20 protein-coding genes and 1 riboswitch are annotated in these 22922 nt (G+C 67.8%); of the genes, 11 read left to right on the top strand and 9 right to left on the bottom strand.

Annotation, left to right across the window (positions count from 1 at the left end; genetic code table 11):
* Nucleotides 1-6: 6 nt before the first annotated feature.
* From A5740_RS00260 to gcvP, 10 genes are all read left to right on the top strand, one after another.
* Nucleotides 7-615: a CDP-alcohol phosphatidyltransferase family protein gene (locus A5740_RS00260; RefSeq protein ID WP_076190513.1), complete on the top strand. Its 609-nt coding sequence runs from the start codon at nucleotides 7-9 to the stop codon at nucleotides 613-615.
* Complete coding sequence (locus tag A5740_RS00255) at nucleotides 612-1511, top strand: DUF881 domain-containing protein (RefSeq protein WP_076190511.1); 900 nt, start codon at nucleotides 612-614, stop codon at nucleotides 1509-1511. Before A5740_RS00260 ends, A5740_RS00255 begins: the two co-directional genes overlap by 4 nt.
* Before the next feature lie 28 nt (nucleotides 1512-1539).
* Nucleotides 1540-1872: a small basic family protein gene (locus A5740_RS00250; RefSeq protein WP_076190509.1), complete on the top strand. Its 333-nt coding sequence runs from the start codon at nucleotides 1540-1542 to the stop codon at nucleotides 1870-1872.
* 1 nt (nucleotide 1873) lies between these two features.
* On the top strand, nucleotides 1874-2716 hold the full coding sequence (locus A5740_RS00245; RefSeq protein ID WP_371454693.1) for a DUF881 domain-containing protein: 843 nt from the start codon (nucleotides 1874-1876) through the stop codon (nucleotides 2714-2716).
* Nucleotides 2717-2750: 34 nt separating this feature from the next.
* Nucleotides 2751-3146, top strand: coding sequence for a glycine cleavage system protein GcvH (gene gcvH / locus A5740_RS00240; protein ID WP_076190508.1), 396 nt, complete (start codon nucleotides 2751-2753; stop codon nucleotides 3144-3146).
* 190 nt (nucleotides 3147-3336) lie between these two features.
* Entirely contained in the window at nucleotides 3337-3819 is a 483-nt protein-coding gene (gene garA, locus A5740_RS00235; protein ID WP_076190506.1) for a glycogen accumulation regulator GarA, read from the top strand.
* 3 nt (nucleotides 3820-3822) lie between these two features.
* On the top strand, nucleotides 3823-4569 hold the full coding sequence (locus A5740_RS00230) for a MerR family transcriptional regulator (RefSeq protein WP_076190504.1): 747 nt from the start codon (nucleotides 3823-3825) through the stop codon (nucleotides 4567-4569).
* Between the two features lie 120 nt (nucleotides 4570-4689).
* On the top strand, nucleotides 4690-5184 hold the full coding sequence (locus A5740_RS00225; protein ID WP_076190502.1) for a bifunctional nuclease family protein: 495 nt from the start codon (nucleotides 4690-4692) through the stop codon (nucleotides 5182-5184).
* Nucleotides 5185-5424: 240 nt separating this feature from the next.
* Nucleotides 5425-6045 carry a MerR family transcriptional regulator gene (locus tag A5740_RS00220; RefSeq protein WP_076190501.1) on the top strand — a complete coding sequence of 207 codons (621 nt, stop codon included), beginning with the start codon at nucleotides 5425-5427 and terminating at the stop codon, nucleotides 6043-6045.
* Nucleotides 6046-6070: 25 nt separating this feature from the next.
* Nucleotides 6071-6169: riboswitch (glycine riboswitch) on the top strand.
* Nucleotides 6170-6332: 163 nt separating this feature from the next.
* Nucleotides 6333-9164 (top strand): aminomethyl-transferring glycine dehydrogenase, encoded by a 2832-nt coding sequence (gcvP, locus tag A5740_RS00215; protein WP_076190500.1) that lies wholly within the window; start codon nucleotides 6333-6335, stop codon nucleotides 9162-9164.
* A 169-nt stretch (nucleotides 9165-9333) separates the two neighbouring features.
* On the opposite strand, the gene A5740_RS00210 is transcribed toward gcvP, so the two are convergent.
* From A5740_RS00210 to A5740_RS00170, 9 genes are all read right to left on the bottom strand, one after another.
* Nucleotides 9334-11463, bottom strand: a complete 2130-nt coding sequence (locus A5740_RS00210) for a substrate-binding domain-containing protein (protein ID WP_076190499.1) — start codon at nucleotides 11461-11463, stop codon at nucleotides 9334-9336.
* Between the two features lie 55 nt (nucleotides 11464-11518).
* Nucleotides 11519-13693 (bottom strand): malate synthase G, encoded by a 2175-nt coding sequence (locus A5740_RS00205; protein WP_076190498.1) that lies wholly within the window; start codon nucleotides 13691-13693, stop codon nucleotides 11519-11521.
* 78 nt (nucleotides 13694-13771) lie between these two features.
* Entirely contained in the window at nucleotides 13772-14665 is an 894-nt protein-coding gene (locus tag A5740_RS00200; protein WP_371454692.1) for a 3-methyladenine DNA glycosylase, read from the bottom strand.
* Nucleotides 14658-15749: a hemolysin family protein gene (locus tag A5740_RS00195; protein WP_076190495.1), complete on the bottom strand. Its 1092-nt coding sequence runs from the start codon at nucleotides 15747-15749 to the stop codon at nucleotides 14658-14660. Before A5740_RS00195 ends, A5740_RS00200 begins: the two co-directional genes overlap by 8 nt.
* Nucleotides 15742-17109 (bottom strand): hemolysin family protein, encoded by a 1368-nt coding sequence (locus A5740_RS00190; RefSeq protein WP_076190493.1) that lies wholly within the window; start codon nucleotides 17107-17109, stop codon nucleotides 15742-15744. The genes A5740_RS00195 and A5740_RS00190 overlap by 8 nt, the downstream gene beginning before the upstream one ends.
* Nucleotides 17110-17346: 237 nt before the next feature.
* Nucleotides 17347-18783 carry a GuaB1 family IMP dehydrogenase-related protein gene (locus A5740_RS00185; RefSeq protein WP_076190491.1) on the bottom strand — a complete coding sequence of 479 codons (1437 nt, stop codon included), beginning with the start codon at nucleotides 18781-18783 and terminating at the stop codon, nucleotides 17347-17349.
* A 23-nt stretch (nucleotides 18784-18806) separates the two neighbouring features.
* Nucleotides 18807-20273: an NADP-dependent phosphogluconate dehydrogenase gene (gene gndA, locus A5740_RS00180; protein WP_076190489.1), complete on the bottom strand. Its 1467-nt coding sequence runs from the start codon at nucleotides 20271-20273 to the stop codon at nucleotides 18807-18809.
* A 51-nt stretch (nucleotides 20274-20324) separates the two neighbouring features.
* Entirely contained in the window at nucleotides 20325-21296 is a 972-nt protein-coding gene (locus A5740_RS00175) for a M56 family metallopeptidase (RefSeq protein WP_076190488.1), read from the bottom strand.
* A 14-nt stretch (nucleotides 21297-21310) separates the two neighbouring features.
* Nucleotides 21311-21727, bottom strand: a complete 417-nt coding sequence (locus A5740_RS00170) for a BlaI/MecI/CopY family transcriptional regulator (protein WP_067773498.1) — start codon at nucleotides 21725-21727, stop codon at nucleotides 21311-21313.
* Nucleotides 21728-21950: 223 nt separating this feature from the next.
* On the opposite strand from A5740_RS00170, the gene A5740_RS00165 reads away from it, so the two are divergent.
* The gene (locus A5740_RS00165; protein ID WP_076190486.1) at nucleotides 21951-22721 is read left to right on the top strand and encodes an iron reductase; all 771 of its coding nucleotides are present in this window, start codon (nucleotides 21951-21953) and stop codon (nucleotides 22719-22721) included.
* The last annotated feature ends 201 nt before the right edge of the window (nucleotides 22722-22922 follow it).

Here is a 22922-nt window from a genome sequence, read left to right as displayed (position 1 = left end):
TTAGGCATGGAACACGCGCCGATTGCCGCGCGCGACCGCGTGCTGACGGTGCCCAATGTGCTCAGTGTGCTGCGCCTGGCGCTGGTGCCGGTGTTCCTGTGGCTGTTGTTCGGCGCGCACGCCAACGCGTGGGCAGTGGCCATCCTGATGTTCAGCGGCTTCTCCGACTGGGCCGACGGCAAGATCGCCCGGCTGGTGGCCAACCAGTCGTCGCGGCTGGGTGAACTGCTCGATCCGCTCGTCGACCGCATCTACATGGTCACCGTCCCGCTGGCACTGGCCGCGCACGGCACGGTGCCGTGGTGGCTGGTGCTCACCTTGCTCGGTCGTGACGCAGTGCTGGCCGCGACGTTGCCGGTGCTGCGCAGCCGGGGGTTGACCGCGCTGCCGGTGACCTACCTCGGCAAGGCCGCCACGTTCGCGCTGATGTCCGGTTTCCCGCTGGTCCTGCTCGGGACCGCGGACGCCCAAGATCCAGCACTGTGGAGTCGGGTGGTGCTGGCCTGCGGATGGGCCTTCCTGCTGTGGGGGCTGGCGTTGTATCTGTGGTCGGCCGTGCTCTATCTGATCCAGGTGACGATGGTGGTGCGACGACTTCCCCCGGTCCGGTCATGAGCACCCTGGGCGGCTACGAATCCGGGGCCGGGCTCAACCACCACGAAGCCCACGCGCCCAAGCGGATTCCGCTGCCCTCCCTGCTGCGGTCGCTGCTGTCCGAGCACCTCGATCCCGGCTACGCCGCGGCCGCCGCGGCCCGCGAGGCCGAGGACCGGCCCCGTCGCCGGTGGACCGATCTCGGTTGGCTGGTGGTGGGCGCAGCCGCCATCGCCACGGTGTTCGCGGTTGCCGCCGGGCAGGCGCAGACCGCGGCCCCGGCCGCCCGCGAAGCGCAACACACCATGGCCGCACGGGTGCGCGCGGCGGCGCTCAGTGCCGACAAGGCCGCTGCCGCCCGCGACGCACTCGTCGATCAGGTGGACTCCGAACGACGGACCCGACTCGGTATGGACGAGAACGGCCAGCAGTTGCTCGGCGACCTGGACACCGCGAACATCGAGGCGGCGGCCGTCGGCATGATCGGGCCCGGGCTGACCGTCACGATCACCGATCCGGGCGTGTCCAAGGATCTCAGCGACGTGTCGAAACAGCGGGTTGCCGGCGGCCAGCAGGTCATCCTCGACCGCGACCTGCAACTGGTGGTCAATTCGCTGTGGGCCAGTGGCGCAGAGGCGGTTTCGGTGGGCGGTGTGCGGGTCGGCGCTGGTGTCACGATCCGGCAGGCCGGTGGCGGGATTCTGGTCGACAACCAGCCGATCACGAGCCCATATGCCATTGTGGCCATCGGACCACCGAAGGGAATGGCCGATGCTTTCGAACGCTCACCGGGCCTGCAGCGGCTGCGGCTGTTGGAGCTCTCCTATGGAGCCGGGGTCAACGTGAGTGCGGGCGACGGTTTGACCGTTCCCGCGGTATCGGTACGAGATGTCAACTTCGCCAAACGGATTGGATAGACCTGACGTGGACAGGATTGGCCGTTAGATGATCGGGATCGTCGCGCTCGTCATCGGGATCGTGCTGGGATTGGTGTTCCACCCCAACGTTCCCGAGTTCGTCGAGCCGTACCTGCCGATCGCCGTGGTGGCCGCGTTGGACGCGGTGTTCGGTGGCCTGCGGGCCTATCTGGAGCGGATTTTCGATGCCAAGGTGTTCGTGGTGTCGTTCGTGTTCAACGTGCTGGTGGCGGCGCTGATCGTGTACGTCGGTGATCAGCTGGGCGTCGGCACCCAGTTGTCCACGGCGATCATCGTGGTCCTCGGCATCCGGATCTTCGGCAATGCCGCCGCGCTGCGGCGACGGTTGTTCGGCGCCTGACATGAGCGACACCCCCGACCCCGACGAGACCGACAACGCTCCCGAGCACCAGCCCGAGCATGCGGCCGAGGAACACCACGGTCGTCACGAGATGCCCGCGGATGTCTCGCCACGCCGGTTCCGCAATCTGCGGATCGTGCGGGGCGGCCGCTCGCAGTTGGTGTTCGGCGCTCTCGGGGTGCTGCTGTGTCTTCTGCTGGGCATGGCAATCGTCACGCAGGTACGCCAGAACGAGTCCGGGGATTCGCTGGAGACCGCACGGCCGGCAGATCTGCTCATCCTGCTCGATTCTCTGCAGCAACGTGAGGCCTCGCTCAACACCGAGGTGGCCGACCTGCAGCGGACCCTGCAGCAGCTACAGGCTTCGGGCAGCAGCGACCAGGCGGCTATCGAGAACGCCCAAGCCCGGCTGGAGGCACTGTCCATCCAGATCGGCACGGTGGCCGCCACCGGGCCCGGAGTGACGCTCACCATAGAGGACAACGCGCCCGGGGTTCCGGCCGAGACCATGCTCGACGTGATCAACGAATTGCGCGCGGCCGGAGCCGAGGCCATCGAGATCCGCGGTGGGGATCAGCAATCGGCGGTCCGGGTCGGACTCGACACCTGGATCGTCGGCGCCCCCGGCGCGCTGGCGGTCGACGACGTCACCGTGGGCCCGCCGTATTCGGTTCTGGCCATAGGGGATCCACCGACGTTGGCCGCGGCGATGAACATTCCCGGCGGGGCAATGGACAGCGTCAAGCGGGTCGGCGGCACGATGGTGGTACAACAGGCCGAGCGAGTCGACGTCACCGCCTTGCGGCAACCGAAACCTCGCCAATACGCTCAGCCCGTCAAATGAGCACAGCAATCAAATGCCCGACAAAAGGAGCGCCGTGAGCGAGATCCCAGCCGACCTGTACTACACCTCGGAGCACGAGTGGGTATTGCGTACCGGTGACGACACGGTCCGCGTCGGCATCACCGATTACGCCCAGTCCGCGCTCGGTGACGTGGTGTTCGTCCAACTGCCCGACGTCGGCGCCCAACTGAACTCCGGCGATGCGTTCGGCGAGGTCGAATCCACCAAATCGGTGTCGGACCTGTATGCCCCCGTCGCCGCGAAAGTCGTTGCCGTCAACGGTGATCTGGAAGACAGCCCGCAGTTGGTCAATTCCGACCCCTACGGCGAAGGCTGGCTGGTCGATCTGCGGCTCGAGGAGGGCACTCTCGAGGAGGCGCTGTCCGGTTTGCTCGACGCCGACGGCTACCGCGCCGCGGTAACCGAGTGAGGGATTGTTAGGGTTTCGAGGGCCGGTCGCCGAGACCGGTTCGACCGTGCCCGGCGCGCAGAGATCTTCCCCATCGGATCCGGCGTTGGTGGACACAATGGTGCCTGATGCGCGGTACGGTCGACGGTGAGACCGACGATGGGCTGGGGCCACGCCGGGCAACGCCACAGCAGCCAGTGAGGAGCAGCGGGTGACGGACAAAGACAGCAATTTGGGGGCCGACCAGTCGTCGGAAGACGTGACGGTGGAAACCACATCGGTTTTCCGCGCCGACTTCCTGAACGAACTGGATGCGCCCGCAACGGCCGGTACCGAAGGCGCCGTTTCCGGCGTGGAGGGCCTGCCCGCGGGTTCGGCATTGCTCGTCGTCAAGCGCGGACCCAACGCCGGGTCCCGGTTCCTGCTCGATCAGCCGACCACCTCGGCAGGACGTCACCCGGACAGCGACATCTTCCTCGATGACGTCACGGTGAGCCGCAGGCATGCCGAGTTCCGGCTGGAGAGCGGCGAGTTCCAGGTTGTCGATGTCGGCAGCCTCAACGGCACCTACGTCAACCGCGAACCGGTCGATTCGGCCGTGCTGGCCAATGGCGACGAGGTCCAGATCGGGAAGTTCCGCCTGGTGTTCCTCACCGGCCCCCGGTCTGACGACGACAGCGGCTCCGCCAGCTAGCCGATGACTGCCCCCGACAGACCTGCGCTGGCCGGGATGTCGATCGGCGCCGTGCTCGACCTGCTGCGGGGTGACTTTCCCGATGTCACGATCTCCAAGATTCGGTTCCTGGAGGCCGAGGGGCTGGTCACGCCGCAGCGCACGGCGTCGGGGTACCGGCGGTTCACCGCGTACGACTGTGCGCGGCTGCGGTTCATCCTGACCGCCCAGCGTGACCAGTACCTGCCGTTGAAGGTGATCAAGGCGCAGCTGGACGCCCAACCCGACGGGGAGATCCCGCAGACCGGTTCGGCCTACGGGGTTCCGCGTCTGGTGCCGGTGTCCGAAGGCGAGGACAACGGTGGCGACGGGGCCGGCGTTGCCGCGGTGGCGCCCACCCAGGTGCGGCTGTCCCGGGAAGATTTGTTGGCCCGGTCCGGTGTCGACGAGGACACCCTTTCGGCGCTGCTGCGAAACGGCATCATCACCGCCGGGCCGGCCGGGCTTTTCGACGAGCACTCCGTGGTCATCGCCCAATGTGCGCGCGCCCTCGGCGACTACGGGGTCGAGCCACGGCATCTGCGGGCATTTCGCTCGGCCGCCGACCGCCAGTCCGACCTGATCGCCCAGATCGCCGGTCCGGTGGGCAAGGCCGGCAAGGCCGGCGCCCGGGACCGGGCCGACGACCTGGCCCGTGAAGTGGCCGCCCTGGCGATCACTCTCCACACGTCCCTGATCAAGTCCGCCGTACGCGACGTTCTGGATCGCTGAGGACTAGACTCATTTCGACGGCTAATTCGTCAACGTCGGGTCCTTGGCGGAGGCGCAGGCGAATGGCACGACGGACGAAAAATCGACGAAACGGCACGGCGGTGCGGAGGGCAGGCACAGATGGCTGAGGTTCGTGTGGTCGGCATTCGGGTGGAGCAGCCGCAGAACCAGCCCGTGTTGCTCCTACGGGAATCCAACGGTGACCGTTACCTGCCGATCTGGATCGGGCAGTCCGAAGCCGCGGCGATCGCGCTGGAGCAGCAAGGTGTCGAGCCCGCCCGGCCGCTGACCCATGACCTGATCCGAGATGTCATTGCCGCCCTGGGACATTCGCTCAAAGAGGTACGGATCGTCGACCTGCAGGAAGGCACCTTCTACGCCGACCTGATCTTCGACCGGGACGTCAAGGTATCGGCGCGCCCATCGGATTCGGTGGCGATCGCCCTGCGCGTCGGCGTGCCGATCTACGTCGAGGAAGCGGTGCTGGCCGAGGCCGGGTTGCTGATTCCCGACGAGAACGACGAAGAAGCCACCGGCACCGTTCGCGAGGACGAGGTGGAGAAGTTCAAGGAATTCCTGGACAGCGTCTCCCCGGACGACTTCAAGGCGACATGATCGTCGCCCGCGAGGTCACGGATACGTCTCAACTGGGCATATCGGTGTCGACACGCGGCGCGGCAGTCGATGGGGCGCCAATTCGGCCGCCATACTTTCTTGGCAGCGGGCATTCCGGGCCCGGCGGGAAGCGTATGCTCGACACATTCGAGCTTGCCGCGAACCGCCGTGGCAGAGGTTGCTGTGGTGCAGGACGTATGAGTACAGCGCGGGCGAGTTCGATCGGCGAGAGGATTCACAGTGGGTGACACGCCACGGCAGGAAGAGCTGGATCTGACCACTGGAAGCGGTGTGGAGCCGCCTGTCAGGCCGACCGGCGAAGCCGTCCAGGGTGGGTTGTTCCCCGACGACTCGGTGCCGGATGAACTGGTCGGCTACCGCGGTCCGAGCGCCTGCCAGATCGCCGGGATCACCTACCGGCAGCTGGACTATTGGGCCCGTACCTCCCTGGTGGTCCCGTCCATCCGCGGTGCGGCCGGCTCGGGCAGCCAGCGGTTGTACTCCTTCAAGGACATCCTGGTTCTCAAGATCGTCAAACGCCTCCTGGACACGGGCATCTCGTTGCACAACATCCGGGTCGCGGTCGATCATCTGCGTCAGCGCGGTGTGCAGGACCTGGCCAACATCACGCTGTTCTCGGACGGCACCACGGTCTACGAATGCACGTCGGCCGAAGAGGTCGTCGACCTGTTGCAGGGCGGCCAAGGTGTGTTCGGCATCGCTGTGTCGGGTGCGATGCGGGAGCTGACCGGGGCGATCGCCGACTTCCCGGGTGAGCGGGCCGATGGGGGCGAGTCCATCGCCGCCCCCGAAGATGAGCTGGCCTCGCGTCGCAAGAGCCGCGACCGCAAGATCGGCTAGCCGCCCGGTAGAATCGGCGACGCATCGCCCTCGTGCGGGAGAGCTTCGTGACAGCCAGTCACGGACGCCGAAGGAGCAATACCTCTCCATCAACCTCTCAGGCACCCAGGACCGCGCCAGGCCCCGATGCCTCTGGAAAGTGGTGCCCGCTGGGTGCCCGCCCATGGGGAAAGGCCCGGCTGCCGGGCTGAATCTCTCAGGCGCCCGGACCGGGTCGACGACAGAGGGGGAGGGACGCCTACAACGTCTGCGCGCGTCTGCGGACGTCTGCGCCTCAGGGGAGTCTCGTGTCCGACCAGCATCAATCGCGGTTCGCCGATCGTCACATCGGCCCGGACGCCGCCGCCGTCACCACCATGCTCGAGGTGATCGGCGTGTCGTCGCTCGACGACCTCGCCGCCAAGGCGCTGCCCGCCGGCATTCTCGACGCGCTCGCCTCCGATGGGATGGCCCCGGGCCTGGAGGGTCTGCCCGATCCGGCCACCGAGGAGCAGGCGCTGGCCGAGCTGCGCGCACTGGCCGACTCCAACACCATCGCGGTCTCGATGATCGGCCAGGGCTATTTCGACACCTTCACCCCCGCGGTGTTGCGCCGCAACATTCTTGAGAACCCGGCCTGGTACACGGCCTACACCCCGTACCAGCCCGAGATCAGCCAGGGCCGGCTCGAAGTGCTGTTGAACTTCCAGACCATGGTCTCCGACCTCACCGGCCTTGAGGTCTCGAACGCCTCGATGCTCGACGAGGGCACCGCCGCGGCCGAGGCGATGACGCTGATGCACCGGGCGACGAAGTCCAAGTCCAACCGTCTGGTCGTCGACACCGATGTGTACGCGCAGACCGCGGCGGTGCTGGCTACCCGGGCCCGTCCGCTCGGGATCGAGATCGTCACCGCCGACCTCGGCGAGGGGCTTCCCGACGGTGAATTCTTCGGCGCCATCGTGCAGCTGCCGGGAGCCGGCGGGCGGGTCACGGATTGGACGAGCCTGGTCGATGATGCCCACGAGCGGGGCGCCCTGGTGGCCATCGGGGCTGACCTGCTGGCGCTCACGCTGATCACCCCACCCGGGGAGATCGGCGCCGACGTCGCATTCGGCACCACTCAGCGGTTCGGCGTGCCGATGGGATTCGGCGGTCCACATGCCGGTTACCTGGCCGTGCACGCCAAGCATGCCCGGCAGCTGCCGGGCCGGCTGGTCGGGGTGTCCGTCGATGCCGACGGGGCGCCGGCCTACCGCCTGGCCCTGCAGACCCGCGAACAGCACATCCGCCGGGACAAGGCGACCAGCAACATCTGCACCGCTCAGGTTCTGCTGGCCGTGATGGCGGCGACGTATGCCAGCTACCACGGCGCCGCGGGGCTGACCGCGATTGCCCGCCGCGTGCACGGCCATGCCGCGGCGATCGCGGCGGGTCTGGGGGACGCGCTGGTGCACGACACGTTCTTCGACACCGTGCTGGCCCGGGTTCCCGGCCGGGCCGACGAGGTGATCGCGGCCGCCAAAGCCAAGGGCATCAACCTGTGGCGGGTCGACGCCGATCACGTGTCGGTGTCGTGTGACGAGGTCACCACCGACGCGCATGTGGGGGCGGTGCTGGAGTCGTTCGGGGTGGCACCTGCAGAGCCCCGTGGTGGCGAGATCGCCACGCGCACATCAGAATTCCTGACGCATCCGGCGTTCAACTCCTACCGCACCGAAACCGAGATGATGCGGTACCTGCGGTCGTTGGCGGACAAGGACATTGCCTTGGACCGCAGCATGATTCCGCTGGGCTCGTGCACCATGAAGCTCAACGCGGCCGCCGAGATGGAGCCGATCACCTGGCCCGAGTTCGGCCGTCAACACCCGTTCGCTCCGGCCTCGGACAACCCGGGACTGCGGCGGCTGATCGCCGACCTGCAGGAATGGCTGACCGGGATCACCGGATACGACCAGATCTCGTTGCAGCCCAACGCCGGATCCCAGGGCGAGTACGCCGGATTGCTGGCGATCAAGGCCTACCACGACTCCCGCGGCGACACCGACCGTGATCTCTGCCTGATCCCGTCGAGCGCCCACGGCACCAACGCGGCCTCGGCAGCGCTGGCCGGCATGCGAGTTGTGGTGGTGGCCTGCCGCGAGAACGGCGACGTCGACCTCGACGACCTGCGCGCCAAGATCGCCGAGCATGCGGATCACGTTGCGGCACTGATGATCACCTACCCGTCCACGCACGGGGTGTACGAGCACGACGTGGCCGACATCTGCGCGGCCGTGCACGATGTCGGCGGGCAGGTCTACGTCGACGGGGCGAACCTCAACGCGCTGGTCGGATTGGCCCGGCCCGGCCGGTTCGGCGGTGATGTCAGCCATTTGAACCTGCACAAGACGTTCTGCATCCCGCACGGCGGTGGCGGGCCTGGTGTGGGTCCGGTGGCGGTGCGGTCGCATCTGGCGCCGTTCCTGCCGGGGCACCCGCTGGCCGACGAGCTGCCCGATGAGCACACCGTCTCGTCGGCGCCGCACGGATCGGCCTCGATCCTGCCGATCACATGGGCCTACATCCGGATGATGGGTGCCGAAGGTCTGCGCGAGGCGACCCTGACCGCGATCGCCTCGGCCAACTATGTGGCGCGCCGGCTCGACGAGTACTACCCGGTGCTCTACACCGGGGAGAACGGCATGGTCGCCCACGAGTGCATCCTGGATCTGCGCGGGATCACCAAGACCACCGGCGTCACCGTCGACGACGTGGCAAAACGCTTGGCGGACTACGGCTTCCACGCACCCACCATGAGTTTCCCGGTGGCCGGCACGTTGATGGTCGAGCCGACGGAGAGTGAGAGCCTGGCCGAGGTCGACGCGTTCTGTGACGCGATGATCGCGATCCGTGCCGAGATCGACCGGGTGGGTTCGGGAGAGTGGCCGGTCGAGGACAACCCATTGCGCGGGGCTCCGCACACCGCCGAGTGCCTGATGGTGGCCGACTGGGACCATCCGTACACCCGTGAGCAGGCGGCTTATCCGTTGGGGAAGGGCTTCCGGCCCAAGGTCTGGCCGCCGGTGCGTCGCATCGACGGGGCGTACGGTGACCGGAACCTGGTGTGCTCCTGCCCGCCGGTCGAGGCGTTCGCGTAGCGCGCCAGACGGCTGGAGCGTTCGCGTAGCGCGCCAGACGGCTGGAGCGTTCGCGTAGCGCATTCGTCGTTTTCTACCGCAGGGTCGTGCGCAGTCGCGTCGAACGACCCTGCGGTAGAAACGGGTGCGATCGGCTCAGACCAGCGCCGGCTCAGCCCAGTCGACCGGCTCAGCCCAGCAGAGAGCTGATCGTGGTCTCGAGGTCGGGTGAGGCCGAGCTGGAGACGTGTTGATAGGTGCCGCTGCTGGCCTGTGCGACGGCTTCCCACGTGGCCCGGTCGGAACCACCACCGAAGTCGATCACGTTGACGGTGACCGGGCGCGCCGGATCGAATGCGCCGCGGATGAAGTCCTGTAGGCCCGCACCGTCGAGGCTCTGGTCGGTGTGCGGTCCGGTGGTGATCACGAGGACGGAGTTGGCTTGGCCCTCACGGTATTTGGACAGGGCTTCGTTGTAGACCATCCGCAGCGTGGTGAACGACACCGCCCCGCCGCCGGAGGCCGACTGCTCGTCCAGCGTGGAAATCAGTGCATCGGAACGGCGTTGGCCGCTCACCGGCTCGGCCAGCGGCCCCATCGAGACTTCCGAGCGGCCCTCGGTGCCGTCGAAGGTCCACAGGCCCACCGCGGAGGTGTCCGGCAGGGCTTTGAGTCGGCTGTCGAGCGCGGCCACCACGTTGGCCAATCGCGACTTACCGCCCTCTTCGGTGGGCATCGACTGGTCGAGCATGATGGTGACCGCACGGCTCTCCGACGGCGTGGCAGTCGCGTTGGCCAGCGTCACCCGCATGGTGTTGTCACCGATCGACAGCGGCGCCGCCAACTCGGAGAAGCCGGTGACATCGCTTGACGGCGGTGTCGTCCCCTCGGCCCGGAACCCGGCCTTGGCCAGCTCGGCGAGCTGTTCCGGCTTGCGCAGATAGCGGGCGAATTCGCTGGCCGCGGTCACCTGCTCGTTCTCCAGCCAATCACCGGCCAGCAGCACCGCTGGATAGTCGGCGGTGGCGGTGGGGCCCGGCGGTATCCAGCCGGCCAAGGAGGACTTCGCATCGTCGAGTGTCTTGCCCCGCTGGAACAGTTGCTGTTCGGTGGTGGCGACGGCGTGTACCGGCCCGGTCGCCGGGTCGGACGCGTCGATCAGCGCGTCCAGAGCCGTTCCCAGCTCGTTGTTGTCGAGCTTGGGTTGCCCGCCGAACAAGCTGTTGACGCCGCTCATCCCCGAGGTCGGCGGCGCGCCCGACGGTGCGGTCGCCGCGGCCACGGCCTCGGCGGCCAGATAGGAGGCATCGCCGTTGCTGCGGGTCGGCAGCGCGAGTTTGAGGGTGCCCCACCCCGGGAGTTTGAGCGCGTTCATCGCGGCCGGGCTGCTCTGCAGCTGCGGCAAGGTGGCCCAACTCTGTTGTGCCAACGCATCCTTGAGCTGTGGTCGGACCGCGAGCAGCACCGGGGAGGTGACCAGGGATCGACTGTCACTGACGGTCTTGGCGCCGGCAGTGGCCTCCAGTCGGGCCTCGGCGATACTGCTGGCCGGAATCCACAGGGCCGGCCGGTCACCGAGTTCGCTCGGCCAGGCGTTGGCGAAACCACTGACCACCCGGTCGGATTCGGCGGACTGCACGCGCACCTTGACGCACCGGTCGCCCACCGGGCTGACCGACTCGTTGTAGGTGTTGGCCAGGCTTTCGACATACGTCGAGATGGTGGGGTCGGCGATCACCGCGACGCCGAGCTCTCCGTCGACGCACCGGGCTGCCGCGGCGTCACTGCGGTCGGCGAGGACATCCCCGAAGAACTTCCACAGGATCATCGCACCGACCACGGCCACCACGGTGACCAGCGCGACGATCACGCCGACGCTGACTCCGCGCCTGCCGGTCTGCACTGCGCGATGGCTACCGGTCCATTCGCCGCCGTCCCAGTCCCCGCCGTGCTGCCGGCCGGACGGCGGCGGAGCGGGCGGAGGTGGGGCGTCGGAGACCGCGCCGAACTGCGTGGTCGGCTCGTCGTCGGCGTAATCCGTCTCGGAATCGTCGGCGTACTCGTCGTGATAGCCGGATGCGTAGGCATCGTCTCCGGCGTAGTCCTCGGCATAGTCCGCTTCGTAGTCCGCTTCGTCGTAGTCGGCGTACTCCGAATCGTGGTAATCGGATTCGTAGTCGTCGTCACCGTCGGCGTACCGAGGTGCGCGGTACTCGGGATACTCGGGCGCGTAATCGCCGGAGTACCGGGAGTCGCCGATGCGCCCGTGGTCGGGCTCTTCGGCTGCATCCTCGGGGTCGGGAATGCTGTGCCTGCCCATTCCTAACCCCTGTACGTCTCGCGTCGTCTAGTCATCCGGACCCGCCGAAGTCTAATCACTTCCCGGCGGTGCTCGCTTTGAACTCGCGGCGGCGCCGGTGCAGGATCGGCTCGGTGTAGCCGTTGGGCTGCGCAGCGCCCGACAGGATCAGCTCCTGCGCCGCGCCGAAGGCGATGCTGGCCTCTGGATCCGGCGCCATGGGCAGGTACGCGGGGTCGCCGGCGTTCTGCTCGTCGACGACCGCGGCCATCCGACGCAGGCTGGTCTTGACGTCCTCTTCGGTGATGACGCCGTGGCGCAGCCAGTTGGCCAGCAGCTGGCTGGAGATCCGAAGGGTGGCACGGTCTTCCATCAGAGCGACGTCGTGGATGTCGGGCACCTTCGAACAGCCGACACCGGCGTCGATCCAGCGGACCACGTAGCCCAGGATCGACTGGCAGTTGTTGTCGACCTCTTCGTGGATCTCCTCGGGCGACCAGGTCAGCGACGAATCGGCGAGCGGGATGGTCAGCAGTTCCTCGATCGTGCTGCGGGACGTGCCGGCCAGTTCCTTCTGCACGGCCTCGACATCCACCTGGTGGTAGTGCATGGCATGCAGGGTGGCCGCGGTCGGTGACGGCACCCACGCGGTGGTGGCGCCGGCCTTCGGCTGGCCGATCTTCTGCTCGACCATGTCGGCCATCAGATCGGTCATGGCCCACATGCCCTTGCCGATCTGTGCCTTGCCGGCCAGACCGGTGGCCAGTCCGACGTCGACGTTGTTGTCCTCGTAGGCCTTGATCCACGGCTGGGCCTTCATGGCGCCCTTGCGGATCATCGGGCCGGCCTCCATCGAGGTGTGGATCTCGTCGCCGGTGCGGTCCAGGAATCCGGTGTTGATGAACACCACTCGGTCGGACGCGGCCAGGATGGCGGCTTTGAGGTTGACCGTGGTGCGGCGCTCCTCGTCCATGATGCCGACCTTGAGCGTGGCCTGCGGCAGACCGAGGACATCCTCGACGCGGCTGAACAGCTCGCAGGTGAACGCCACCTCTTCGGGACCGTGCATCTTGGGCTTGACGATGTAGACCGAGCCGGTCCGGCTGTTCTTGAGCGGGCCGTTGTCGTCACCGGACTTCAGCCCGTGCATGGCGATCAGGCCGGTGAACAGCGCATCCTGGATGCCCTCGGGGATCTCGTTGCCTTCGGAGTCGACGATGGCGTCGTTGGTCATCAGGTGGCCGACGTTGCGGACAAACAGCAGGCTGCGTCCGGGCAAGGTCAACTCACCCTCGCCGTCCGGCCGAGTGAAGGTGCGGTCCGGGTTCAGGACGCGGGTGAAGGTCTTGCCGCCCTTGCTGACCTCTTCGGCCAGGTCGCCCTTGTTCAGGCCCAGCCAGTTGCGGTAGCCCAGCACCTTGTCGTCGGCGTCGACGGCGGCCACGGAGTCCTCGAAGTCCATGATCGTGGTGATCGCGGATTCCAGCACGACGTCCTTGATGCCGGCGGCGTCGGTGGAACCGATCGGGGAGTCCGGATCGATGAGGATCTCGATGTGCAGGCCGTGGTTGCGCAGCAGCACGGACCACTGCGGCTCGCCGAGCGTGCCGGTGTAACCGACGAACTGCTCGGGGGTGGCCAGGGCCGGGGACAGCGCGCCGTCTTCGATCTTGACCTCGGTGATGTCGGCCCACGATCCCTCGGCCAGCGGCACGGCCTCGTCGAGGAACTTGCGGGCGTACGCGATCACCTTGTCGCCGCGGGTCTTGTTGTAACCCGTGCCCTTCTCGGCGCCGTCCTCTTCGCTGATCACGTCGGTGCCGTACAGCGCGTCGTACAGCGAGCCCCACCGGGCGTTGGCGGCGTTGAGCGCGAAGCGGGCGTTGAGGATCGGCACCACCAGCTGCGGACCGGCGGTCGAGGTGATCTCGTCGTCCACACCGGAGGTGGTGACGGTGAAGTCGGCCGGCTCGGGCAACAGGTAACCGATGTCGGTGAGGAACTGCTTGTAGGCCTCGGGGTCGACCGGCTCGAGCACATGCGAGCGGTGCCACTTGTCGATCTGCGCCTGCAGATCGTCGCGACGGGCCAGCAGCTCCTGGTTCTTGGGGGTGAGGTCAGCGACGACCTTGTCCACACCGGACCAGAAACTGTCCGGGTCGACGCCGGTGCCCGGCAGTGCCTCATTGGTGATGAAGTCGTGCAGCACCTGTGCCACGCGCAGGTTTCCGACAGTCACGCGATTGGTCATGCGCGTTTCCTCCCTCGGCTCCAGGCACCGTGCGGCGCCTGCCGTTTATCCAGCTTACCCATTGGTAACGTCGGCCTTTCAGCCGTCCAGCCTGGTGAGCAACAGCTCACACCGGTTTGCCAGCGTGATCCGCAACGGAGCCGCCCGTTCGGCGATGCGTTGTTGCGCCCTGACGTATTCGGCACGCCCGGCCGGTGTTTCGATGGCGATCGGCTCGAAACCATAGCGCCTCAAGTCGTATGGGCTGGCACACATATCCACCGCGCGTGCGTCGGCGGCCAGTTCGAGCGCATCCATCACCAGGTCCGACGACACCAGCGGACCCAATTTATAGGCCCACTTGTAGCAGTCCATGGCGGCATGGATGCAGCCGGGCTGCTCGGCGTCGAGCTGCTGTTCGCGGCTCAGCGCTCGGTCGTTGCGGCCCGCGGCGGCCTCGGTGAAAAACCGATACGCGTCGAAATGGCTGCAGCGCAACGGCATCGACTCGACCACCGCGTCCGTTCCGGCGGCACCGAGACGCAGCGGTACCTGACCGTGGCGAACCTCGGGTGAGCGGTACACCATGGCCCATTCGTGGAGGCCGAAACAGTTCATCCGCGGCGCCCGGGCCGCAGTCGCGCGCATCAGATGTGCCACGAATCGCACTGTCGCCGCACGTGTGACCAAATAGTCATGCCCGACGGTGACACCGCGGTCGTGTTCGGTGTACCCGCCGATGCCCAGATAACGCCGCGCGGCCGGACCGGCGAGTACCGAATCGAAGCCCGGATGCCAGCGCCGCAACTGGCGCGGCCGCAGACTGTAGTAGGTGAACAGGAAGTCCCACACCGGGTGCGGCTCGCCGCGTTCCTGCCGGCGCCGGTGCGGCGCCACGAAGCGCTCGACGCGCTCGCGGTGACGCGCCTCGGCAGCGGTCCACTCAGGTTCGTCGAGAACCCGTTCGGTCGCCGAGAGCGTCAGCTCAGACACGGTGCGTACCGTCACGCACCGTACCGACCAGGTCTTCGACCAGGTCCTCCAATGCCACCATGGCGGTGACGACGCCACCGATCGGATCGGCGCCGTCCTGATTGTCCGCGGCGGTGCCGTCGGCGATCACCAGAGCCAGGTGACTGTTGCTGCGTCGCATCCGGGACAGCCCGTCGGGCAGCGGCAACGAGGCGGGCACCCGCGGCAGCGGACGCACCATCGCGACGTCCACCACCGCATCGGGATCGTTGAGCTGTGGCAACACATCCTTGATGTGCAGATAACCGATGGCAGTCCCTGACATGTCGGTCACCGGGAAGCGGGAGTAACCGGTCTCGGTCAGGGCCTGTTCGACCGCTCCGACCGTCGGCCCGCTGCCCTCGGCGGCCACCGGGATGGCATGGATGTCGTCCAACGGCATCGCCACGTCACTGACCGTGCGGCTGCGGATCTGCAGGGCCCGGGTCAGCCGGCCGTGCTCCTCGGTGTCGAGCAGCCCTTCGGAGACCGACTCGGCGATCATCTCCGACAGCTCGACGGTCGACACGGCCGATTCCAGTTCGTCCTTCGGTTCGACGCGGAAGGCCCGCAGAGTGGCGTTGGCGCACCAGTTGTAGAACGCGATGAACGGCCGGGCGGCGCGGATGTAGACCAGGTACGGCGGCACCAACAGCATCGCGGCGGTCTCGGGTCCGGCGATCGCGATGTTCTTCGGCACCATCTCGCCGAGCAGCACGTGCAGGATCACCACGACGGCCAGCGCGACGATGAACGAGACGGTGTGCAGGACGGCGTCGGGCACCCCGAGCAGCCCGAACGGCATCTCCAACAGGTGGGCGACGGCCGGCTCACCGACCCGGCCCAACAGGATCGAGCAGATCGTGATGCCGAGCTGGGACCCGGCCAGCATCAGTGACAGGTGCTCACCGGCCCGGATCACGGTGACGGCGCTGCGCTTGCCCTGTTCGGCCAGCGCCTGCAGCCGGTCGCGGCGGGCCGAGATCAGCGCGAACTCCGCCGCCACGAAGAACGCGTTCGCCGCCAGGAGCAGCACGGTCAACAGCACGCCGAGAATGTCACCCATGGCTGTCCTCCCGGCCGTCGAGTCGGGTCAGCTCGAGCAGGTCGATGCGGCGACCGTCCATGCGCACCACGGTGGCCAGCCATCGAACCGGTCGGTCGGGATCCCCGTCGGGGTCGAACGCGGTGAGCTCCACGGCTTCGCCGTTCTCCGGTATGTGACCCAGCTCCTGCAGGACCAGCCCGCCGATCGTCTCGTATTCGCCCTCAGATGCCCGGAATCCGGTGCCGGCGGCGACCTCGTCGATGCGCAGCAGGCCGGACACCTGCCAGCCGGCACCGGCGGGGACGACGTCGGGGGTGGCGTCGTCGTGCTCGTCGCGCACGTCGCCGACGATCTCCTCGATCAGGTCCTCGACCGTCACCATGCCCGCGGTGCCGCCGTATTCGTCGACCACGAGTGCGGTCTGCAGCCCGTTGGCCCGGATCTGGGTCATCACGGCGTCACCGTCGAGGGTGGAGGGCACGGTGGCCACCGGCAGGGCGAGTCCGGCCAGCCGGGTGCGGCTGCGTTCTTCGCGCGGGATCGCGAACACCTGTTTGACGTGCACCACGCCGATCGTCTCGTCAAGGTCGCCCTCGACGATCGGAAAACGCGAATAGCCGGTCCGGATCGCGGCCTCCATCAGGTCGGCCACGGAATCGCCGGCATCAAGGACCTCGATCTTGGATCGCGGCGTCATCAGCTCCTCGGCGGTGCGCTCGCCGAACTGCAGCGAGCGGTGCACCAGCAACGCCGTGGAGGGATCGAGGGAACCGCTACGGGCGGAGTTGCGCACCAGCGACGCCAGTTCCTGCGCCGAGCGTGCCGAGCGCAGTTCCTCGGCGGGCTCGATGCCCAGACGGCGCAGGATCCAGTTGGCGGTGCCGTTGGTCATCCGGATCACCGGGGTGAACAGCATCGAGAAGAGCACCTGCACCGGTGCTGCCGCCCGGGCCGTCGGGACCGGCCGGGCCACGGCCAGGTTCTTGGGCACGAGTTCGCCGAACACCATCGACAGCGACGTCGCGATGAGAACCGCCAGGAACAGTGACAGACCGCCGGCGAACCTGGCCGGCAGGCCGAGGGCATCCAGACCGGGGCGGATCAACTCCCCGACGACCGGTTCGGCCAGATAACCGGTGGCCAGCGTGGTGATCGAGATGCCCACCTGGGCTCCCGACAGCTGGAAGGACAAGGTGCGGTGGGCGCGACGGACGAGTTGGTCGCGACGGTCGCCGGTGCGGGCGTTGGCCTCCACCGTGCTGCGCTCCAGCGCGGTCAGTGCGAACTCGGCCGCCACGAACACCGCGGTGCCCAGCGTCAGCAGGACGATCGCGAGGATCGACAGCAAGGACAGCACCAGGTCGGTCGAGCTGCCCATCAGATCCTCACCAAGGGGGCGCCGGACCGATGGCCCGGCCGACTAGGAGAGGGGTCGTCAGCGTCGGCGCTCAGAAGTGACTGGTGTTCCGCCCCGAAGGCCGGTTCAGAACCGGAGGCCTCGGTGGGTGCCTGCGGCACGTGAACCCTTTCGTTCGATCTGACACAGCAGGCGACCAGGCAGTAGGCGATCGTCCACTCGATACACAGGATCCCAATAGTATCGCGACTCGGCGGATTACCAGCCCGTCGGCAGGGGATGACCCTCGGCGAAGCCGGCAGCCGACTGCACCCCCAACACCACCTTCTCGTGGAGTTCGGCGAGGTTGACCGCGCCGACGTAGGTGCAAGTGCTGCGGACGCCCGAGGTGATGTGGTCGAGCAGGTCCTCGACCCCACCACGTGCCGGGTCCAGGCTCATGCGCGACGAGGAGATGCCCTCCTCGAACAGGGCCTTGCGGGCCTGGTCGAACGGGCTGTCGCCGGCCGTACGGGCGGCCACCGCGCGCTTGGAGGCCATGCCGTAGCTCTCCTTGTACGGCCGCTCCTCGCGGTCGTACATCAGGTCGCCGGGGGACTCGTAGGTGCCGGCGAACCAGGAGCCGATCATCACGTTGGCGGCTCCGGCGGCCAGCGCCAGGGCCACGTCACGCGGATGGCGCACGCCGCCGTCCGCCCACACGTGAGCGCCGAGTTCCCTTGCCGCGGCAGCACATTCGACCACGGCGGAGAACTGGGGCCGGCCCACGCCGGTCATCATCCGGGTGGTGCACATGGCGCCCGGGCCGACCCCGACCTTGACGATCGAGGCCCCGGCTTCGACGAGATCACGCGTGCCGTCGGCCGACACCACGTTGCCCGCCACCAGCGGCAGCCCCAGATCCAGTGCCGTCACCGACTTGACGGCGTCGAGCATCTTGGTCTGATGTCCATGGGCGGTGTCGATGACCAGCAGATCCACGCCGGCCTCGGCCAGGGCCCGGGCCTTGGCTCCGACGTCGCCGTTGATGCCGACGGCCGCGGCGATGCGCAGCCGCCCGTTCGCGTCGACGGCGGGACTGTAGATACCGGTCCGCACCGCGGCCGTGCGGGTCAACACCCCGGCCAGCGTCCCGTCCGGGGCGGTCAGCACCGCAACGTCGATCGGCGCATGCTCGAGCAGGTCGAACACCTGCCGCGGATCGGTGCCGACCGGTGCGGTGACGAAGTCGGACACGGCGACGTCGCGAATCCGGGCGAACCGGTCCACCCCCGCACAACCGGCCTCGGTGACCAGTCCGATCGGGCGTCCTTCGAACACCACGACCGCGGCTCCGTGCGCCCGTTTGTGCAGCAGCGCGGTCGCGTCGGACACCGAGTCGTCGGGACTCAGCGTCACCGGTGTGTCCGCGACCAGGTCGCGGCTCTTGACGAACTGCACGGTGTCGGCCACCACGGTGCTCGGCAGGTCTTGGGGGAGCACCACGAGGCCGCCGCGCCGGGCGACCGTCTCGGCCATCCGTCGACCCGCCACCGCCGTCATGTTCGCCACCACCACCGGAATGGTGGTGCCGGACCCGTCGACGGTGGACAGGTCGACATCGAACCGCGAGGCCACATCGGAGCGGCCGGGAACGACGAAGACGTCGTTGTAGGTCAGGTCGTACGGCGGGGTGTGCCCGGTCAAAAACCTCACGCCCCGAATCTACCCAGTACTACTCAGGCAGTGACTTCGCTGCGGTCCCCGCTCCATAGGGTGTGGAACTTCTGTCCCGGCTCGGCGTCGATGCGTTCGTAGGTGTGCGCACCGAAGAAGTCGCGTAGGCCCTGGGTCAGTGCCGCGGGCAGCCGCTCGGTCCGCAGCGCGTCGTAGTAGGACAGCGCCGAGGAGAAGCCGGGGATCGGGATGCCGAGAGCCGTGGCGGTGGCGACCACGCGACGCCAGCTGTCGATACCTGCCTCGACGGCATCGCGGAAGTACGGCGCGGCGATCAGGCTCGGCAGCTCCGGGCTTTCGTCGAAGGCCTCCGTGATCCGGTTGAGGAACTTGGCCCGGATGATGCAGCCGCCGCGCCAGATCCTCGCCATGTCGCCGGGCTTGATGTTCCAGTTGTATTCGGCGCTGCCGGCCTGGATCTGGTTGAAGCCCTGTGCGTAGGCGATGATCTTCGATGCGTACAGCGCCTTGCGCACGTCGTCGATGAATTGCGCTGCGTCCGTGGGCTTGCCGCCGAGTTCTCCGGACGCCAGGCCGGTGGTGGCCTTGCGCTGGGCGACCGATCCCGACAGCGCGCGGGCGAACACCGCCTCGGCGATACCGGTCACCGGCACCCCGAGGTCCAGGGCGGACTTCACGGTCCAGCGGCCGGTGCCCTTCTGCTCGGCCTCGTCCACGATCACGTCGACCAGCGGCTTGCCGGTCTTGGCGTCGGTCTGGCGCAGCACCTCGGCGGTGATCTCGATCAGGTAGCTGTCCAGATCGCCCTCGTTCCATTCGGCGAAGACATCGGCGATCTCGGGCGCCGTCTTGCCCAGGCCGTCGCGCAGCAGTTGGTAGGCCTCGCCGATCAGCTGCATGTCGGAGTACTCGATGCCGTTGTGCACCATCTTGACGAAGTGCCCGGCGCCGTCGGGGCCGATGTGGGTGCAGCACGGCACGCCGTCGACGTGCGCGGAGATCTCTTCGAGCAGCGGGCCCAGGCTCTTGTACGACTCGGCGGGACCGCCGGGCATGATCGACGGGCCGTTCAGTGCGCCCTCCTCACCGCCGGAGATGCCTGCGCCGACGAAGTGCAGGCCACGCTCGCGGATCGCCTTCTCGCGGCGGATGGTGTCGGTGTAGAGCGCATTGCCGCCGTCGATGATGATGTCGCCGGGTTCCATCGCGTCGGCGAGTTCGTTGATCACCGCATCGGTCGGGTCGCCGGCCTTGACCATGATCAGCACGCGGCGCGGTTTCTCCAGGGCATCGAGGAACTCCGCGATGGTCTCGCTGCGGACGAAGTTGCCTTCCGAACCGTGTTCGGCCAGCAGGGCGTCGGTCTTGGCGATCGATCGGTTGTGCAGGGCGACGGTGTAGCCGTGCCGCGCGAAGTTGCGGGCGATGTTGGAACCCATCACCGCCAGGCCGGTAACCCCGATCTGTGCAGTGCCGGTGGTGTTCGACGGGGTCCTCGACGAAGTCATGCAGCAACCTTTCGTTGTTTTGTTGTGTCAGAACGCCTGTCGGACCAGGTGTTATCCCAGCCCGGCGAACAGGCGGTGAAGCTCGGTGAGCCAGGGCACCGCGACGGCGACCGTGGGGACCACCAGAACAGCGGCGGCAGCCAGATAGGCGGTGGCCGCCAATCCCACACTGTTGGGCTTGCCGCCGAGGCGTCGCACCCGGATCACGGTGGTCGGCCCGCTCGCGGCCAGCGCACCCGAGGGGGTGCGCCCGCCGGCGCAGGCGACGAGTGCCCGGGCCAGGGAAGTGGGGCCCGCGGTCCGTACCGCGGCGTCGTCGGCCAGCAACTCGATCAACAGCCGGACCGCATCCAGCGCGTTGGCGCTGCGGACGAACCGGGGGAACGCCGCGTGGACGGCGGTGAACATCTCCAGGACCAGATCGTGGCGGGCGCGCAGGTGGGCCCGCTCATGGGTCAGGATGGCCGCCAGCTCGTTGTCGGACAACGCGGTGAGCGTGCCTTCGCTGAGCACGACCCGGCTGCGGACCCCGGGCAGACAGTAGGCCAGCGGCTGTGCGACATCGAGGATGCGCAGTCCACCACCGGCCAACGGGCGGTGTGCCGTACAGAGGTGGGACTGCACCGCCTGGCGTGACTTGCTGAGCAGGTCGACCATCATGCGGTGATGGGCACGTCGTCGCCGCGTGGCCACGGCCACCTGGACCACGGCTACGCACAACCGGCCACCGATGAGCAGTGTCAGCGTGAACACGACGACGTAGAGAAGCCACAGCGGCCAACCGAGCGCATCGATCTCGCTGGTGATCGTGGCGGTGGGCCGGCCGTCGGGCCCGGGCACGAACAGGCGGCTGGCGATGGCGATGCCGGCCGAGAAAGCCGAGAGGACCGCGGCCAGCGCCACCGACTGCCACAACACGATGGCCGCGCGTGGGGCACGCAGTGGCCAGGTGGCGCGCGCCAACACCGCCGGCACTGGCCCCACCAGCGCCAGCGCAAGGAGGGTGAAGGCCAGCGCGGACACGCCGTAAGTCTCTCTCAGGCGGTACCCGAATTGCCAGCCGGTGGAGACAGTTGGTGCTTGCTCTCCAGCTCGGCCAGCGCTCGGCGCAAAGCCCGGGCTTCGTCGGCGCCGACTCGCTCCACGAAATGGACGAGCGCGGCTTGGCGGCTGCCGGAATCCGCAGCCTGGTCGAGGGCGTCGACCATCAGGCCGGCGACGAGCTCGTCCCGGCCATGCGTCGGCGCGTAGCGGTGCGCGCGATCATCGCGGTGCTGCACGACCAGATTCTTCTTCGCCAGTCGTTGCAGCACGGTCATGATCGTCGTGTAGGCCAAGTCGCGGCGGGCGGCCAGCGCCTCGTGGACTTGGCGCACTGTTTGGGGTTCGGGTGCGGACCACAGGTGATCCATCACCTCGCGCTCAAGTTCCCCTAGACGCGTCAATTTGGCCATGTTCCGTTCACTCTCCTGAGCAGTAAAGCCAGCGTACTACGGGTTTACTACCGCGCGTCGTATGTCTTTGGCGGCAAGCCGGTAAGCGTCGCCGTCGTCGGTTTAGTTCAAGGTCAGCGCCGTTGTCGGGGCGCCTGTGAAACCAGTCACACGGGGTAGCCCCCGTGCTGCCGGTGACTATAGTAAGGCTAGCCTAAGTGAAACTGGAGCCTTCGGAGGTGGCATGACGGTCTTGATCGAAGATCCGCTGATCGCGGGTATGGCCATCGAGCGGACGCTGCCGCTGCATGAATCGAGTCGGCGTCTGCGCGAGCTCTACCCGGAATGTCCGCGGGTCTACGGTGTGGCCGTGGTGGGCGACCTGTCGCGCCGGCGGTGGTGGCCGCTGGCCGAGGCGTTGACGGCGAACCGGTTGCAGGCGATGTTCGACGCCGCGATGGCCGAGACGGCAAACCGGGCCGCGGTCGCACAGCAGTTGGCCGCCACGTTGACCCATGTGGTGATCGGGCGGGTGATACCGCTGCTGGCGCTGGAGGGCCGGGCCTGGGATACCGGCCTGGAGAACCTGTGGGTCCACGTCGACTCGGAAGGCGCGATCGACTGGGTCGGCGTCGTCGACCCGACCTTGCGTGGGCTGCCGGAGGATCCGTATCTGTCCGGCCGCGTCGTTCGCTATGCGAGTGCCACTGCGGACGGGATCGTCGCGTTGCCCAGTGAGGCGGCATTGACCACCTGGGTGGCGCATCGCAGCCATCGCGCACTGGAGCCCTTGTTCGCCCGGTTGGTGGAGATCAGCGGTGGCGCGGTCTCGATCGCCGCGATGTGGCACATGGTGGGGGCTGCGGTGGTCGGCGCGGCGACCCAGGTTCCGATGCTGGCCGGGTCCAGTGAGGTGGTGAGCATGCGGCGTGCCCAGGCGGTGCTCGACGCCCTGGTCGGCTTCGGTCTTCCGGTCCGCGGTTGCTGCCGCGCGGGGAAGGTCTTGCTTAATTAGGGTAGCCTTGCCTAGTATGTAAGCACGAGACCAACGGACCGTGCCGGAGTCCTGAGGGCTGCAGAGACCCCCGGTCCGCTCGAGGGCGGGTCCCGCGTTTCACAACCCGGCGCCCCCCGCCCGCATTTTCGCCGGCCCGCCGTGTAGACACGAAGGCTGTGACCACTGATTCGCCCGAAGGGCTGGAAAAGGGATTAGCCA

Source organism: Mycobacterium sp. GA-1841 (assembly GCF_001954135.1).
Classification (GTDB): Bacteria; Actinomycetota; Actinomycetes; order Mycobacteriales; family Mycobacteriaceae; genus Mycobacterium.
The sequence above is the reverse complement of the archived record's forward strand: the minus strand, read 5'-3'. Positions and strand labels throughout refer to the sequence as shown.